Genomic DNA, 15,447 nt, shown 5'->3' with positions numbered 1-15,447 from the left:
ATTTTATTTTTAATAAGTCAAAAGTAAATTTATCATTCTTTATTATCATATTTGCAAAATTTTTTATGTGTTTTTTCGTATAAGTAATTAAGAGTAGCACGAATTATAAAAATCATTGAATTCTATACAATTGGAAAGTTGCCTGGTTATCATCCCTACTTATAATGAAATTGAAAATATTCATGCCGTCATTGATGCTGTATTGAGTCAATCTGATGATTTTTCTGTTTTAATTGTAGATGACAATTCCCCTGATGGAACTGGAGAAGTTGTAAAATCCATGTTAGATAAAAATCCAAGAGTGCATTTAATTCAAAGGGAAGGCAAACTTGGTTTGGGTACCGCCTACATAGCAGGATTCAGGTACGGACTATCACATGGTTTTGATTATATATTTGAAATGGATGCTGATTTCAGTCATAATCCAAAGGACTTAAACAGGCTGTTGGATTGCTGCAAATCCGGTGCTGATATAGCTATAGGAAGCCGATATGTAAAAGGAGGGGATATCAAAAACTGGTCAAAAGAACGAATAGCATTATCATACGCTGCATCTTTGTATGTAAGGTCTGTGACATGGATGCCCGTGCATGATCCCACTGCAGGTTTTATCTGTTACAAAAATCATGTTTTAGCAAGCCTTGATCTCGACAAAATCAAATTTATAGGTTATACATTTCAGATAGAGATGAAGTTTTACTCCTGGAACAAAGGCTTTACTTTAAAAGAAGTACCAATTACATTTATTGACAGGGAGAAAGGAAAATCAAAAATGCACGCCAATATTGTGTCTGAAGCCATCAAAGGAGTACTTAAAATGAGGTGGAGAAAGATGAATGGGTATTACGATTAAGAGTATCTTTAAATTTTTTATTGCCTTAAAATCAATATTTTATGAACCTGACTTCAAAATAATCGCCTCATTTAGCTCACTAAATTCGTTAATTATTTTATCGCCAGAACCATAATCTCTTGATTTACAACTAAGAAAAATTTTAAACATACTCTAAGAATATGTTTATGTATACTCTTAAAAGGGTAAAATTAAATTTTAACAAAACTATAAGACAATATATAAGTAACATTTCACATTTTTGCACCGTCTATTAAAATAATTAAAATAAAATAGCATTATGAAAACCATAAAATATTTCTTTTTTACACTTATAGTTTTTATGTCTTACGTTGGTTCCGCGCAGACTGCAAAACCTGCTATCAAGAAACAAACTGCCACCACCCAAGGCACTAAAGCACCTATCCAAATAAAAGGAGTGCATATGACATTTGATAATGAAAATATAAAACTCGGCAAGCTAAAAAAAGGTGATATTAAGAAGTTTGATTATGTTTTCACCAATACAGGTTCAGATATTATTGAAATCGACATCGTTTCGGGATGTGATTGTACAACTTTGGATTATCCTGTCGGAAAAATTTTACCGGGCAAAAAAGCCACAATAAATGTAATTTTTGATAGTGCCAAAAAAGAAGGCAATGAGAAGAGTACAGATGTTGATTTGTACTTAAAAAATATAAACACCAAAACCGGTCAGCGTATATTAAAGATACTTAAATTTGAGTACGAGTTTGTCAAATAATGTATAACTCAAAGGCATTAACTGAGTAAATCTATGCCTTCAAATTTTATTCGTTATTGATCTCAATAATTTCGTCGCATAAATTCAGGTCATACTGGTCATTGGATGCGATGATAACAATTCTATCCATTTTGTTTTTGGTTAAAATTTCCAGAAACCATTTTTTTGCGTTTGCATCAAGAAAAGAAGTAGGTTCATCCAGTAATAGTATTGATGTATCAGAAAACACTGACAATGCCAACTGTATTTTTTGTTTCATTCCCGAAGAAAAATGACCAAGCAATTTGTCTTTTTGCCCGGACAATTGGATTTCCTCTTCAAATCTTGCTAATGAAAAGTTTTCTTTCAATGGTTTAAATTTCTGATGGAATAAAAACATCTCTTTCAACGTGTATTCATTGATCAAATCAGTGTAAGGCGCAGCAAGTGTGATATGAACATATGCCTGATCTTGTACTATTTTCTTATCACTGATATGGTATGAAACATTTCCTTTGGAAGGCGTAAGATATCCTGAAAGAATTTTTATGAGTGTAGATTTTCCACTTCCATTTTTGCCTGCAATACCATAAACCTTACCCTGATTAAAAACTGCATTAAAATCCTTTATGATCCACTGAAAACCATATCTTTTGGATACATTTGAAGCGGTTATGTTATCCATTATTGTTTGAATCCTTTCATCAGCCCACGATCGGCTTGCCCCAAAAACTGCAATATATATTCTTTTTCATTTGTTTCAGGAATCGTAGCATCAATGATATCAATAGCTTTTTTGACGTTATGTCCTTTTACAAATAAAATTCTGTAAATATCCTGAATATGATTGATCTGTTCCGTTGTAAAACCTCTTCTTTTTAGTCCGATGGAGTTGACTCCAACGTAACTAAGTGGTTCACGTGCAGCTTTCACATATGGTGGCACATCTTTTCTTACCAAAGATCCTCCTCCGATCATAGCATGATTACCAATTTTTACAAACTGATGAACAGCACTCACTCCTCCTACTATTACAAAATCCCCGATTTCAATATGACCTGCAAGATTTACGTTATTAGCAAGAATACAATTTTTGCCCACTATACAATCATGCGCAATATGGACGTAAGCCATCAGTAGGGAGCCCTTCCCTATTCTGGTAGACATACTAGCTTCTGTCCCCCTGTTGAGAGTGCAGCATTCTCTTACTGTGACATTGTCTTCAATAACTAAAGTTGAGTTTTCTCCGCGAAATTTTAAATCCTGCGGTATCGCTCCCACTACTGCACCTGGAAAAATCTTACAATTTTTTCCAATGAAAGAACCTTCAAAAACTGTGCTGTGCGGGCCGACCCACGTATCTTCGCCAATCTCCACATTAGGACCAATAAATGCAAAGGGTTCTACTTCAACATTTTTGCCCAACTTGGCAGAAGGGTGAATATAACTTAAATTACTGATCATTATGTCTTTTTATTATTTGAGCGGTCAGTTCTCCTTCTGAAACCAATCTTTTACCAACGTATGCCGTCCCCATCATCTGGACAATCCCTCTTCGCATAGGTGCCATGAGTTCCATTTTAAGGATCAGCGTATCTCCGGGCACTACTTTTGCTTTAAATTTTACATTATCCATTTTGAGAAAATAAGTATCATAAACTCCTTTTTCTTCCATCAGAGATAAAGCAAGCAAACCTCCTGTCTGAGCCAGTGCTTCCATCTGCAGAACACCCGGAAATATAGGATTGCCCGGAAAATGTCCTTGAAAGAAACCCTCATTAAAAGTAACATTTTTCAAACCTACGATGTGGTTTTGAGACAATTCTATGACTTTGTCCACTAATAAAAAAGGGTACCGATGAGGCAGCATTCCCTTAACTGTCTCTGTGTCCATCACCGGCTCTTTATTGGGATCATATATAGGTCTGCCGGCATTTTTACGATATTCTATATATTTGGATTTTAGTAATCTGGCTAATTTTACATTGGACGTGTGCCCTGGTTTTGTTGCAATAATTTTTGCCTGAATATCTCGACCCACCAATGCAAGGTCTCCCAGTAAATCAAGCAGTTTATGTCTGGCTGGTTCATTCTTATGACGCATCGGAGTACTTGATATGACACCATTTTGTATGGAAACATCAGGTTTATCAAGTTTTTTCAGTAATGATTTCATCTCACTATCTGTAAGATTTTTGTCAATAATGACCAGCGCATTTTCAATATCTCCACCTTTGATGAGACCTGCATCAAATAACGGCTCTATTTCAGACAAAAAGGCGAAAGTTCTTGAATTTGCAATTTGAGTTTGGAATTCCTTTTTTCCTTTAAGTTTTGCTACCAGAGGGCCTAAAGTATCATCATCGAAATCCAGTATGACTGTCAGTTCCAAATCATCAGATGGGAAAACTTCATACTCTGCTCCTGTTTCATCATCTTTAAAAGTAAAAGACTCATCTATGATAAAGACTTCTTTGGTACTCTCAGTCTTTTCTAAAACACCTTCTTGTGTTAATGCATTGATATACTGAATAGCTGATCCATCAAGAATGGGGACTTCAGGACCATTAATTTCAATTGTTGCATCTTCGATATCACAACCACTCAGTGCTGACAGTAAGTGTTCAATTGTAGATACTGTGGTTTGACCTGATATTAATGTTGTACCTCTGTTGGTGGTGCTGACGTGAGCAACATCGGCACTTATCTCAACCTGTTCATCCAGATCTATTCTTATAAATCTGATGCCTGTGCCAATATCTGAAGGAGATACTGTTACATCTGTAAGCTTTCCCGTATGCAGTCCTATGCCTGAAAATTTAATTGCTTTTTTAAGGATATTTTTGTATCTCATAACCTGCGAAAAATTATACTCATTGGTTTTTTTGTGTCAATACATCAACTTTAGTTTGAATTTCTCTGAGTTGTTGAATTATTTCAGGTAGTCTTTTGAAATAAGCATATGATTTTAGATAGTTTTGATAATCTAAGGCAGGAGAACCATATAGTTTTGCGCCTTTTTCAGTGGATGATGCTACTCCTGATTGAGCCTGGATCAAAGTACCTTCAGCAATTTTTATATGCCCGGCCAGTCCCGCCTGGCCTCCTATCATACATCCGTCACCTATCTGTGTACTTCCAGAAATCCCTGTCTGGGCAGCTATTACCGTATGATGACCCACTGTCACATTATGTGCCACCTGGATAAGATTATCTAGTTTTGCCCCTTTTTTTATTATGGTCGAACCTATTGATGCGCGGTCAATCACTGTATTGCTACCAATTTCAACATTGTCTTCCAGTATTACATTGCCGGTTTGTGGAATTTTTTCAAATCCACCGGTATCATTTCTGGCAAAACCAAAGCCATCACTTCCTATTACAACATTGGCATGGATGATACAGTTATTTCCAACAATACAATTATGATATATCTTTACACCCGGATACAATACTACATTATCACCAATCTCCGCACCATCTCCGATAAAAACCTGGCCAAAAATCTTTGTATTTTTTCCAATTTTAACATAAGGCTTGACTATTACAAAGTCATCAATACAGGTATCTTCTCCTATCATTGCACCAGAAGCAATTGACGCCAAATTGGAAATACCCTTATGAATCGACATGGAAGAATTAAATTTTTCCATCAAAATAGCAAGTGAAGCATATACATTATCAACTCTTATCAATGTAGGTTTTATTGTTTTTTCAGCCACAAATGCTTTATCGACGAGTACTATGGAAGCGGAAGTATTGTAGATATATTCAGTATACTTTTTATTTCCTAAAAAAGTAATAGTTCCCTTATTCGCATCTTCTATTTTGGAAGGGCTAAATATTGAAACTGATGCATCTCCTTCAATCTCACCATCAACCCAACTTGCAATTTGAACTGCTGAATACTCCATCGTGCAAAGTTAAAAGAAAACTTGATTCATTGAGTCAAATTTCTATGAAGAATTGAAATTTATATACCAACAAATTCCATTTAACTACTATATTTGCTTTTTCAAAATAAATGGGACCCATCTCTAAATTATAAATCCTTCTCATTGGACAAAATCCTGAAAATCGGCGGAACAGTAAACAACTATTTGAAAAGTATTAATCAATTTTTTATATCTGAATTGAAAAACTGTAATATTAGCTGTACCACAGAAAACATTGGCATTGAATCTCAGGGTGATCAACTTTCCATATTGGTAGAAGCTGTAAGGGATGGTAAAATTGATACCTTTTGTTATCCTTTGGATCAATGCCCTATATTTGAACATCATGACAGTCTTTGTATCTCTGCCATTTCTAAAAGATTTTATACAGGTGAAGGAGTATTATTTAAATCAAAATCTCATCATCCGACAAGTTTAGCTGATCTTCACAAAGGATGGAAAATTGCAGTTTTTTCAGAGAGACAGCGTGTGCAAATGACCGCACTTTTTCCAGATAGTACGTTTACTTTATACACATATAATCAAAATACTGATATCAATAACATTTTTTCTGAAGGTATAGATGGTATTGTTATATCCAACTTGGATTACCATATGATATACAAAGACAATGGCCAACCACTGTCATATATTTCAATCCATCCATCCGAACTCATTCCTGCTCCCGGGCATGGAGTGATGGCATATATTTGCCATAAAGAAGACTTTGTCACAAGAACAATTCTCAACAAAATCCATAACAGGGAAATGGTTCCTATAGTCAACAATGAAAGAATGGTGATAGAAGAAGCTGCAAAGGAGTTTCATCACAAAATTGGTGTTTACTGCTATGAAGACACAAGAAATAATTTTCATATTCATGGTTTTTTTGCTAATACACTTTCAAAATTTCGTTTTTCTCAAAACATTGTTCAAGGATTAGGACTTAAACTTATGAATTCATTATTACCAAAATAAAAATTTCAGATTCAATGTACTTAATTTTTGATTGTTCTGCTATGGCTACATATACAAACTATAAGGCCAATTTTACGGAGATTCAATCGTGGCCCAGGTTGATACATATCAGCTGGATACTATTGGGTGATGACTATAAACCTATAGAAGATTTTGATTGTATCCCGATAGCCAAAGGGTTCACCATAGATGAAAAATCCAAAACCAAAGCCCATATTGATGATGAAGACATAAAAAAAAAGGAGGCTGAGTTACAAACCATTCTTGACAATTTTTCAGCAAGTGCAGAGAAAGCTGAATTCATCTTTGCACACAACCTGAATTATAATGAAAATATTTTGGGAGCAGAATATGTCAGGGAAAAAAGAAGTATCAATATGTTTTCTAAAAAAAGATATTGCCTGATGGAAGAAGGAACATATTATTGCAAAATACCTTCAAAAGGAGGTGGTTTTAAGTATCCTACCCTTCCTGAATTGCATGGGACTTGTTTTGGCCAGACTTACGGACCGGCAGGCAATGCAAGAGCTGATGTTATAGCTGCCGCACGATGTTTTATAAAATTGAAAAAAACAGGAAAATTAGATGATCTTTTTGAAGATTAAGATTCAATTGAGTAGATAGACGTATCTAAAAATTCAGTTTTAATTTTTCTCTTAATACGAAACCGAGATCGTCATCAGGATGATGGTGGTATCCTCTCCAACCTGCAGATTGTGCACCTTGAATATTTCGCAGTATGTCATCGATAAAAATTGTCTCTTTGGGTTTTATAGGTGCATCATGGGTGATGTAATTATATACTGCCACATCAGGTTTTCTGAATCCTATCAGATGCGAATAAAATGTTTTGTCAAAAAAACGAACATCAAAATCTGAAATACCATGATTTTTTTCAAGATCAGAATAGACCCAATCGAGGTGAATCTCATTGGTATTACTCAGTAGGTACACTTTATATTTTTTTCTAAGAGCCAGCAAAAGGTCAAAAATGGAAGAATCCCAGCCTATCAACATAGCATTCCATGCATCAATAATTTCTTTGCCTTGCGGTACATCTTTATTTGCAAGACGCTGGATATTCCATATGAACGTTTCTTTATTTACTGCTCCTGTTTCAAATTCGTTAAAAATCTTTACAACATTTTCCGGAAGATTATCAGGATGGAAGTCAACTTGAAGGATTTTGCTCAATGCATAATAAGTAAGGTCATAATCTATATTTAGCAAGACCCCACCAAAATCAAAAACTACATTTTTAACCTTTGAAAAATTACTCATAATTCCACTTTGTGATGCGCAATTGGAACCTCTTATCGCTTACATTCCATTTGGTTTTGTCGAGTTGAGATTCCAGTTTTTCTTCTTCGACATCATTGATCATTTCGTTAAAAAAGTCAATACCTGTTGCTCTTTCCACTTCATCTACCGAAACCATAAATTCCTGAAGTCTCTTTTCGGACATTTCGTGTGGGATGATGAAAGCTATAGCTTTTCTTTCGGGGTCAGTATAATCCAGCAATACTTTAAAAAAAGCATCAGGTACAGTTATCTTGTTTTCGCGCCCTATGGTTTTGCGCGGTCCAGAAAAAACTGGCCCTGAAATAATGTAAAGCCTTTCAGCCTTATAGGTCCAGTCTCTGACATTTTCTTCAAGTTCTTTCCATATACCATTATTGAATGCTCTCAATTGTGGTGAAATATTGCTCATCAGGAAGGTTTCACGCATGGCCAAAGTATCAAAAGCCATATCACCAGCGGGAACTAAATGACCCCTGGTGTATCCGGAGCTGTTGTAATCCCGATGAAAAGCAGATCTTGTGGTCACTTTATAGTCAGGATCGAAATAATTATACCGCGCAAGGTTAGGTACATTGAGCATTTTTCGATCCATGATATATGCTACCCATTGAGCTTGTTCGTTTTTCTCATTGTAAGACATCGTGTAATAGGTGTGATGAATCACTTGACCACTGGCGGAAGGAAGAAATGTTCTATCAAAATGATCAGACTCAGCAAATTTTTCAGTTTCGAAGTATTCGTTCCCATACTTTTTTAGGTAAAGGTAGCCACCCACTAAAGCTCCTATAGCAACAAAGACAAAAATCACAAGCCTGAAAGTGGTCTGCAGACCTTGTCCTTGTCTGGCATGATTTCTTCTCAAATTAGCCATCAGTGGAAATTAGATAATTTTTTGTAAGTAAACTTCATTTCACTCATTATGATTGAATATCTTTTCGCTTCATTTTCGGTAAGTTTTTGACCACCATCTGCACCGTATCCTGAAGCCTTTCTTCAAACAGGATCAATTTGTTCTTTTTCATATCCTTTAGTATATCTTCGTTAAAGTGTCTGATGGTAATGAGTTCAAGGTCATTATCTGCAATCAGTTTAAATTCGCCACCAAGCTCCTTTTCAAATTTTTTGACTCTATCGGGAATGTTATTGATACAAACAGAAAAACTGATAGCTGTGTTTCGCATCATATTGACCTTCAATCGATATTTGGCCAATAGTGAAAATATCATGCTAAGATGATGTTCTGCTACGAATGAAAAGTCATTGGTAGAAATATGAAGGAGGGCCTGATCATGCTCGATTACGATCACAGGCGGATAACTCAATTCTTTTTCATCACTTATGACGGTTCCTTCACTTGACGGGTCAAGAAATGGTCTTACGTAAAGCGGTATCTGTTTATTTTGGATAGGTTTGATGGTTTTGGGGTGGATCACTTTTGCACCGTAGTATGTCATCTCGATAGCTTCTTTGTAAGATAGTCTCGGAAGTTTCAATACCTCATCAAATATTCTGGGATCTCCAGTCAATACTCCGGGAACATCTTTCCAGATATGCATACTCTCTACATCGAGACAATATGATAAAATTGCAGCAGTATAGTCAGATCCTTCTCTCCCCAGAGTTGTGGTAAAATTTTCTGAAGTACTCCCTATAAATCCTTGCGTGACTATATGATTAACATCCTTTAAGGTTGGTAAAATCCTGTTTGTGGCATTTTTTTGAGTAGTATCCCAAATGACTCGGGCATCCCGGTATGTGTTGTCAGTTTGTATGACACTACGCACATCCAGCCAGTCACTTTTTAGTTGAAGTGACTTAAGGTAATGTGCCAGGATTTTTGAAGACAACAATTCTCCGATGGACACAATCTGATCATAGGTGTAGTCGAAGTCTTCGTGAGGTTGCTCTTCCAGTACCCAATCGATTTCTACAAAAGTATCATTGATATCATCCAGTACATCATTGCCTGCGTCAAATAATTCACTCACCAAATTGAAATGATGTGCTTTTAACTGATGCAATAATGTACTGGTATTACCATCACTGGCATAGTAACTCTTTACAATTTCTTCTAGAGCGTTCGTGGTTTTTCCCATTGCCGATACGACAACAACAATTTTATTGTCTTTGTATTTTGTTAAAATTTTCCCGACATTTTTAAAACCATCAGCATCTTTGACTGAAGCCCTCCAAACTTAAAAACTTTTAATGACATAACCCCAAAAATGATTTTATTATTTGACTCAAGATTTTTTTAGCAACCGCAAAGTTAACGAGAATTAAAAAATTAGCTTACATTCGCTCCCTTTATTCGATTTTTTAGTTTTAAAATATAAACTTTTATATAATGGAGAAATTTAATTCTTTTAACTCAAACAAAGAATCACATTTCCATATTTTATTTTAAAAAACACCTATTAAATGAAATATTAAATTTTAATCAAAGTTTATAAAACATAAATTCTTATTATTATTGATCATGGAAGACACAATCACAAACGCCTTTTTACTACTAATTATTGGAATGTCATCGGTATTTTTCATCTTATTAATAGTAGTATCAGGTGGCGGTTTCCTTATTAAAATGGTAAACAAAATACAACTTGACATCCATGAAGTACCATTCACATCTTTAAAAACAGAGACCACTTCCAGTAATAACGAAACTGCTATAGTCGAAGCAATAAAAAAATTGACGGAAGGAAAAGCAAAAATTGAATATATCAAGAAAAAATAATTGTTCCCACGAACAGAAATAATAGTAATAATCGTATGAGAAGAGAAATCAAGCTGGCTCTGATGTATCGGGACATGTGGCAATCTGCTGGAAAATATATGCCGCGAATGGATCAGTTGGTCAGAGTTGCAGAACCTATCATCCAAATGGGTTGTTTTGAAAGAGTTGAAACCAATGGCGGAGGTTTTGAACAAATCAATTTATTATATGGTGAAAACCCAAATGTCGCGGTACGGAAATGGACTCAACCATTCAACGATGCAGGGATTCAAACTCAAATGCTTGAAAGAGGACTGAATGGCTTGAGAATGAACCCTGTGCCTAAAGATGTGCGGCGGCTTATGTTCAAATTGAAGAAGCTCCAGGGAACCGACATTTCAAGATCATTTGATGGCTTAAACAATCCTGAAAATCTGGCACTGTCTTTCCAGTACGCAAAAGAGGGAGGCATGATTGCTCAGGGTGCCCTGAGTATGACAGTATCTCCACTGCATACCATTGAATATTTTATAGACCTTGCTGACAAATTCATTGCACTCGGAGCTGAAGAGATATGTCTCAAAGATATGGCGGGCATTGCCAGGCCGGCATCAGTTGGCAAAATCGTCAAAGGAATCAGAGAGAAATACCCCAACATCATTATTCAATATCATGGTCATTCAACACCTGGATTTTCCGTGGCTTCTGCACTGGAATCCGCCAGAAATGGTGCTGATATCATTGATGCAGGTATGGAACCACTATCCTGGGGTACCGGACATGCCGATCTGCTTACGATACATGCAATGCTCAAAGATGCGGGTTTTGCGGTCAGAGATATCAATATGAAAGCTTATATGCAGGTGCGCACACTCACGCAGGAATTTATTGATGATTTTCTGGGATACTACATCAGTCCCAAAAACAGAGAAATGAATTCACTTCTAATCGGCCCTGGTCTGCCTGGTGGCATGATGGGTAGTCTTATGTCTGACCTGACCAAAAATCTGGACAGTCTTAATGCCTGGAAAATTAAAAATAATCAATCCCCACTTACCCAGGACGAATTACTCATAAAGCTTTTTGATGAAGTAGAATATGTGTGGCCCAAAATGGGATATCCGCCACTGGTTACACCTTTCAGTCAATATGTAAAAAACGTAGCATTGATGAATGTCATCCAAATGGAAAAAGGCAAATCCCGCTGGTCGATGCTGGATGAAAATACGTGGAATATGTTGCTGGGACAGCAAGGACAACTATATGGTCCACTTGATACAGAAATAATAGAATTGGCTAAAAGTCAAAGAAAGACTTTTTTTACTGGCAATCCGCAGGATTTGTACCCTGATCAACTGGATATGTACCGGCAAAAAATGACAGATAAAGGCTGGGATCCCGGACAAGATGATGAGGAGCTATTTGAATATGCTATGCATCCCACACAATATGAAGCTTATAAATCGGGTGATGCTAAAGAAAAATTTGAAGCAGACTTGATGATAAGAAGAATTAAACCAATATCATCAATTCCTACAGCTTCTACATCTCAGATATTACCCCAAATCTTAAATGTCGAAGTCAAAGGAGAAAAATATGAAGTAAAAATATCCTATCCTGATGGTGCATCTACAACAAGTAATATAGTACCAAATGAAAAAGTTCAAAATGAAAATGGGGCATACTACATTACTTCACCACTTGAAGGTAAGTTCTTCCTCACTAAAGATGCGGGAGAAGTAGGTATTAAAATTGGTGACTCAATTAGAAAAGGAGATACGGTAGCGTATGTAGAAGCGATGAAAGTAATCAATGCCATCACGTCAGATCAGTCAGGAACTGTGGCCGAGATATTGGTGACAAAAGGAAGAGACGTAGAAGAGGACCAAAACCTGATAAAACTGATCTGAGCATGGAAATACTTCAAAAAATATACGAAATGACAGCTTTCAGTGCCTTTCTGGAAGATCCTTTGTCCATTTTGATGATAGTACTTGCCCTTAGTTTATTATACCTTGGTATCGGTAAAAAATTCGAACCCTTACTTTTAGTTCCGATAGCTTTTGGAGTACTCCTGGCAAATTTTCCGGGTGGAAATATGGGCGTAGTCCCGGCTACTATTGAGAATGGGATTTCTGAAATGACTATCCTTGAAATAGCCGAAAAGCATGGCATAATGAATATGCTTTACTATCTTCTGATCAAAACCGGATTATTGCCCCCTTTGATATTTATGGGAGTTGGAGCATTGACCGATTTTGGTCCGATGTTGAGAAATCTTAGGTTGGCCTATTTCGGGGCAGCTGCACAGATAGGTATATTTTTGATTCTGATATTAAGTGTAAATCTTGGTTTTACACTCAAAGAAGCTTCTGCGCTGGGTATCATCGGAGGAGCTGACGGACCTACAGCTATTTATACTGCTATAAAGCTTGCCCCACATTTATTGGGTCCTATCGCCATCGCCGCATATTCCTATATGGCATTGGTTCCTGTCATCATACCGTTGGTTGCAAAGTTTACGATGACCGAAAAAGAATTTTGCATCAACATGAAAGAACAGGACAAGTTGTATCCACCAAGCTTACAGATTAAAAATCTGAAACTATTAAAAATCATTTTCCCTATTGTCCTTTGTATTATGGTATCTTTATTGATTCCGTCATCAGTTCCTCTTATAGGTATGTTACTATTTGGAAATCTGGTAAAAGAAATCGGCACTGATACGCACAGGCTTTTTGCTGCAGCGTCCGAGACCATTTTGAATACTGCTACAATATTTTTAGGGCTTACAGTTGGGGCAACTATGACGTCGTCTACCTTTTTGCAACCTCAGACCTTGATGATCATAGTGGGCGGATTTTTGGCATTTTGCTTATCAGTGGCGGGAGGAATTTATGCTGTAAAAATATATAATCGCTTTTCAAAAAAGAAAATCAATCCACTTATCGGAGCCACAGGCTTAAGTGCAGTACCTATGTCGTCCCGCGTAGCCAATGAGCTTGCACTCAAATATGATTCCAGTAATCATATCCTCCAGTACGCCATGTCCAGCAATATATCCGGGGTGATAGGGAGTGCAGTAGCAGCAGGGGTATTGATCTCATTTTTGCAATAAAGTGCCTTTGAGCAATTTTTAAGCTCAATAAGCTAAAATTCTGAAAATAAATACTTTATGAGTCATATTTTCATTCAGAATATGATTGCTTTTGGATATGAAAGTAAAAGTGAAGAAATTTTTAATCATTTTTTAAACCTGGCACCTACTCCATACTATAATTTTAGCCTATAAGTTGTGGAAAGAAATAGGACTGCACCTACCTTGGCTAATTTAAATGAATTCTTATCAAATTTACTTTGAATTTATTATATATATACTGACCAATTTTGTAATTTTACCCTATAGAAATTTTTGACTTTAAACTTAAGACAGACGTTAACTTAATGAAATTTGAAGTGAACATTATAAAATATTTAATGTGGAAACAAATATAAAATCTATAGCTATTTTTTGTGGTTCGTCAGTGGGAAAGGATGAGCAATACTGCAAAGAAGCTCAAAACTTGGGAGTGTATCTGGCCCAACAGGAAATAGCGATCATCTATGGTGGGGCAAGAGTCGGGTTGATGGGTGCAATAGCCGATGCTGCATTGAATGCGGGCGGTGAAGTGATTGGTGTGATTCCTACCTTTATCAAACACAAAGAAATTGCTCATGAAAATCTGACAAAACTCATCGAAGTGAAATCAATGCACGAACGCAAAATGACTATGTTTGATCAATCAGATGGTGCCATCATATTGCCAGGTGGCTTTGGCACCCTGGATGAAATGTTTGAACTGCTGACATGGGGGCAGCTTGGATTACATGCAAAACCAGTCGGAATTTTGAATGTTGGTGGTTTTTATGATCTTCTGATAGCTTTTTTTAATAACATGGTCAAACAAAATCTATTGAGACAAAGCAACAGGGATATGGTATTGGTAAGTCAGGAAATACCAGATTTGCTGGATAAAATGAAAACATATCAGCCTCCGGTAAAAGCCAAGTGGATAAATGTTGGGCAAGTATAAAGTTAGGAGAATAATATAATTACCTCAATGAAAACCATAGGCCTCATAGGCGGAATGTCATGGGAATCATCCGCTTTGTACTATCAATTGATCAATCAAAAAATTAAATTCATTCTGGGTGGTCATCACTCAGCAAAATGTATTCTTTACTCGCTGGATTTCAGTGTCATAGCACATTTACAGCACCAAGGTGAATGGAACAAGTTATCAGATATACTCATCGATGCTGCTGTAAACTTAGAAAATGCTGGTGCGGATTTTATAGCCCTTTGTACCAATACGATGCATAAACTTGCACCGGACATTCAGTCCAGCATAAATGTGCCTTTTTTTCATATCGGCACTGCCACGGCCAAAGTGCTCGTAGATAACCACATCAACACCGCTGCACTTTTAGGTACAAAATTTACCATGGAACAAAACTTTCTTAAAGATGAATTAGAAAAAGAGAGCCTCGCTACCATCATCATACCGGATGAAAACCAAAGGAACGATATACATAGGATAATATATGAAGAATTGGTGAAAGGAGAACTCAGGAATGAATCACGACTCAGGTATATCGAAATAATGGACCAACTGATAGAAAGTGGTGCTCAAGGTATTATTCTGGGATGTACGGAAATAGGTATGCTGGTCAAAAGCACAGATGTTCCCTATAGATTATTTGACACCACTACGATACACGCAGAAGCTTGTGCTGTGACGGCACTTGAAAAATGAGCATTGGATAGGGTAAATGAATTGATAAAAGCGAAATTTTATTTAGACAAAAATGATGCTATGTTAAAACCATACTACCAAATTATGTGTTATATTTGCGGGAAATTTGTTATTATTTTGTAATAATTGCTTAAAAAAAATAA

At 36.3% G+C, this 15,447-nt stretch carries 15 protein-coding genes and 1 pseudogene; 9 read left to right on the top strand and 7 right to left on the bottom strand.

Annotation, left to right across the window (positions count from 1 at the left end; genetic code table 11):
• Nucleotides 1-130 precede the first annotated feature (130 nt).
• Together IPK35_11195 and IPK35_11190 are read left to right on the top strand one after the other, a co-directional pair.
• Nucleotides 131-853: a polyprenol monophosphomannose synthase gene (locus IPK35_11195; GenBank protein ID MBK8053806.1), complete on the top strand. Its 723-nt coding sequence runs from the start codon at nt 131-133 to the stop codon at nt 851-853.
• Between the two features lie 280 nt (nt 854-1,133).
• A complete protein-coding gene (locus IPK35_11190; GenBank protein MBK8053805.1) occupies nt 1,134-1,598 on the top strand; it encodes a DUF1573 domain-containing protein in 465 nt (154 codons plus the stop codon).
• A 46-nt stretch (nt 1,599-1,644) separates the two neighbouring features.
• Here the strand turns inward: IPK35_11190 and IPK35_11185 are convergent, their stop codons facing one another.
• Genes IPK35_11185 through lpxD form a run of 4 tightly spaced genes read right to left on the bottom strand, consistent with a single transcriptional unit; the run spans nt 1,645 to nt 5,491 of the window.
• Nucleotides 1,645-2,262 (bottom strand): ABC transporter ATP-binding protein, encoded by a 618-nt coding sequence (locus tag IPK35_11185; GenBank protein ID MBK8053804.1) that lies wholly within the window; start codon nt 2,260-2,262, stop codon nt 1,645-1,647.
• Nucleotides 2,262-3,041, bottom strand: coding sequence for an acyl-ACP--UDP-N-acetylglucosamine O-acyltransferase (gene lpxA / locus IPK35_11180; protein MBK8053803.1), 780 nt, complete (start codon nt 3,039-3,041; stop codon nt 2,262-2,264). Before lpxA ends, IPK35_11185 begins: the two co-directional genes overlap by 1 nt.
• Complete coding sequence (locus tag IPK35_11175; protein ID MBK8053802.1) at nt 3,031-4,431, bottom strand: bifunctional UDP-3-O-[3-hydroxymyristoyl] N-acetylglucosamine deacetylase/3-hydroxyacyl-ACP dehydratase; 1,401 nt, start codon at nt 4,429-4,431, stop codon at nt 3,031-3,033. The genes lpxA and IPK35_11175 overlap by 11 nt, the downstream gene beginning before the upstream one ends.
• 19 nt (nt 4,432-4,450) lie before the next feature.
• Nucleotides 4,451-5,491, bottom strand: coding sequence for a UDP-3-O-(3-hydroxymyristoyl)glucosamine N-acyltransferase (gene lpxD / locus IPK35_11170; protein ID MBK8053801.1), 1,041 nt, complete (start codon nt 5,489-5,491; stop codon nt 4,451-4,453).
• 144 nt (nt 5,492-5,635) lie between these two features.
• Here lpxD and IPK35_11165 point away from each other — a divergent pair, with 144 nt between their 5' ends.
• Together IPK35_11165 and IPK35_11160 are read left to right on the top strand one after the other, a co-directional pair.
• Nucleotides 5,636-6,490 carry a hypothetical protein gene (locus IPK35_11165; protein ID MBK8053800.1) on the top strand — a complete coding sequence of 285 codons (855 nt, stop codon included), beginning with the start codon at nt 5,636-5,638 and terminating at the stop codon, nt 6,488-6,490.
• A 14-nt stretch (nt 6,491-6,504) separates the two neighbouring features.
• Nucleotides 6,505-7,095: a hypothetical protein gene (locus tag IPK35_11160; GenBank protein MBK8053799.1), complete on the top strand. Its 591-nt coding sequence runs from the start codon at nt 6,505-6,507 to the stop codon at nt 7,093-7,095.
• Between the two features lie 25 nt (nt 7,096-7,120).
• Here the strand turns inward: IPK35_11160 and IPK35_11155 are convergent, their stop codons facing one another.
• The 3 genes and pseudogenes from IPK35_11155 to IPK35_11145 all read right to left on the bottom strand — a co-directional run bounded on the left by IPK35_11155 (nt 7,121) and on the right by IPK35_11145 (nt 10,007).
• The gene (locus tag IPK35_11155) at nt 7,121-7,771 is read right to left on the bottom strand and encodes an HAD family phosphatase (protein MBK8053798.1); all 651 of its coding nucleotides are present in this window, start codon (nt 7,769-7,771) and stop codon (nt 7,121-7,123) included.
• On the bottom strand, nt 7,764-8,663 hold the full coding sequence (locus tag IPK35_11150) for a DNA/RNA non-specific endonuclease (GenBank protein MBK8053797.1): 900 nt from the start codon (nt 8,661-8,663) through the stop codon (nt 7,764-7,766). Before IPK35_11150 ends, IPK35_11155 begins: the two co-directional genes overlap by 8 nt.
• Nucleotides 8,664-8,709: 46 nt before the next feature.
• A pseudogene (locus IPK35_11145) lies at nt 8,710-10,007 on the bottom strand (aspartate kinase).
• Nucleotides 10,008-10,316: 309 nt separating this feature from the next.
• Here IPK35_11145 and IPK35_11140 point away from each other — a divergent pair.
• From IPK35_11140 to IPK35_11120, 5 genes are all read left to right on the top strand, one after another.
• On the top strand, nt 10,317-10,529 hold the full coding sequence (locus tag IPK35_11140; GenBank protein ID MBK8053796.1) for a hypothetical protein: 213 nt from the start codon (nt 10,317-10,319) through the stop codon (nt 10,527-10,529).
• 35 nt (nt 10,530-10,564) lie between these two features.
• Entirely contained in the window at nt 10,565-12,418 is a 1,854-nt protein-coding gene (locus IPK35_11135) for an oxaloacetate decarboxylase (protein MBK8053795.1), read from the top strand.
• Nucleotides 12,419-12,420: 2 nt separating this feature from the next.
• Nucleotides 12,421-13,626 (top strand): sodium ion-translocating decarboxylase subunit beta, encoded by a 1,206-nt coding sequence (locus IPK35_11130; protein MBK8053794.1) that lies wholly within the window; start codon nt 12,421-12,423, stop codon nt 13,624-13,626.
• A 373-nt stretch (nt 13,627-13,999) separates the two neighbouring features.
• Nucleotides 14,000-14,581, top strand: a complete 582-nt coding sequence (locus IPK35_11125) for a TIGR00730 family Rossman fold protein (GenBank protein MBK8053793.1) — start codon at nt 14,000-14,002, stop codon at nt 14,579-14,581.
• 27 nt (nt 14,582-14,608) lie between these two features.
• Nucleotides 14,609-15,304: an aspartate/glutamate racemase family protein gene (locus IPK35_11120; GenBank protein ID MBK8053792.1), complete on the top strand. Its 696-nt coding sequence runs from the start codon at nt 14,609-14,611 to the stop codon at nt 15,302-15,304.
• Nucleotides 15,305-15,447: the final 143 nt, after the last annotated feature.

It is taken from the genome of Saprospiraceae bacterium (assembly GCA_016713025.1).
In the GTDB taxonomy this organism is placed as follows: Bacteria; Bacteroidota; Bacteroidia; order Chitinophagales; family Saprospiraceae; genus OLB9.
The sequence above is the reverse complement of the archived record's forward strand: the minus strand, read 5'-3'. Positions and strand labels throughout refer to the sequence as shown.

Coding starts and splice junctions, on each gene's coding strand:
- IPK35_11190 (MBK8053805.1), top strand. CDS start 1,134: ATGAAAACCATAAAATATTTCTTTTTTACACTTATAGTTTTTATGTCT.
- IPK35_11185 (MBK8053804.1), bottom strand. CDS start 2,262: ATGGATAACATAACCGCTTCAAATGTATCCAAAAGATATGGTTTTCAG.
- lpxA (MBK8053803.1), bottom strand. CDS start 3,041: ATGATCAGTAATTTAAGTTATATTCACCCTTCTGCCAAGTTGGGCAAA.
- IPK35_11175 (MBK8053802.1), bottom strand. CDS start 4,431: ATGAGATACAAAAATATCCTTAAAAAAGCAATTAAATTTTCAGGCATA.
- lpxD (MBK8053801.1), bottom strand. CDS start 5,491: ATGGAGTATTCAGCAGTTCAAATTGCAAGTTGGGTTGATGGTGAGATT.
- IPK35_11160 (MBK8053799.1), top strand. CDS start 6,505: ATGTACTTAATTTTTGATTGTTCTGCTATGGCTACATATACAAACTAT.
- IPK35_11155 (MBK8053798.1), bottom strand. CDS start 7,771: ATGAGTAATTTTTCAAAGGTTAAAAATGTAGTTTTTGATTTTGGTGGG.
- IPK35_11150 (MBK8053797.1), bottom strand. CDS start 8,663: ATGGCTAATTTGAGAAGAAATCATGCCAGACAAGGACAAGGTCTGCAG.
- IPK35_11140 (MBK8053796.1), top strand. CDS start 10,317: ATGTCATCGGTATTTTTCATCTTATTAATAGTAGTATCAGGTGGCGGT.
- IPK35_11135 (MBK8053795.1), top strand. CDS start 10,565: ATGAGAAGAGAAATCAAGCTGGCTCTGATGTATCGGGACATGTGGCAA.
- IPK35_11130 (MBK8053794.1), top strand. CDS start 12,421: ATGGAAATACTTCAAAAAATATACGAAATGACAGCTTTCAGTGCCTTT.
- IPK35_11120 (MBK8053792.1), top strand. CDS start 14,609: ATGAAAACCATAGGCCTCATAGGCGGAATGTCATGGGAATCATCCGCT.